Here is a 491-nt window from a genome sequence, read left to right on the forward strand (position 1 = left end):
GTTCCACACGTCAGCGATGCGGCGGATTCAGCCGACCTGCGTGCGAGGAACGTCGATGCTGGACGACGACGTTGTTCCTGAGCTGGTTTTGGACGCACTGAATCTCCTGCAAGAGACGCGGTGGCGTATAAACGAGCGCATCTTAGAGGTTGCGGAGCTGGCGCACAGCCGGTTTGACGTGCAAGACATCCTAGTGAGCGACCAGCGGGACGACGAACCGGATAAGCCAGCGTGGATGCTGGAGAACCCGGACATAAAGTTCGACGAAATGACGGACTTTCAGCAGGTTGAGTTCAAGGCGTGGTGTGCTGAGAAGCGCGAGTGGCACACTGAAACTAAGATACGAGGCGCGAAGTCCGGGAGGACGAATGAAAGCATCCTCATGGCTAACCGGTTTAAGGGACGCCCTCTTTGGTTCGTCTACACCGCCGACTACCGAGGTCGGTTTTACGCAAGCGCTCGTGGAGTCAGCCCTCAAGGAAACGACCTCG

The 491-nt window shown here is 57.4% G+C and carries 1 protein-coding gene; it reads left to right on the forward strand.

Annotated features, from left to right (window positions below; translation table 11 throughout):
• Positions 1 to 55: 55 nt before the first annotated feature.
• Positions 56 to 491, forward strand: a 436-nt coding sequence (locus NFJ07_RS25665; RefSeq protein ID WP_269998930.1) for a hypothetical protein, incomplete at its 3' end; no start/stop codon positions are given.

The organism is Arthrobacter sp. B2a2-09 (assembly GCF_027587375.1).
Taxonomy (GTDB): domain Bacteria; phylum Actinomycetota; class Actinomycetes; order Actinomycetales; family Micrococcaceae; genus Arthrobacter.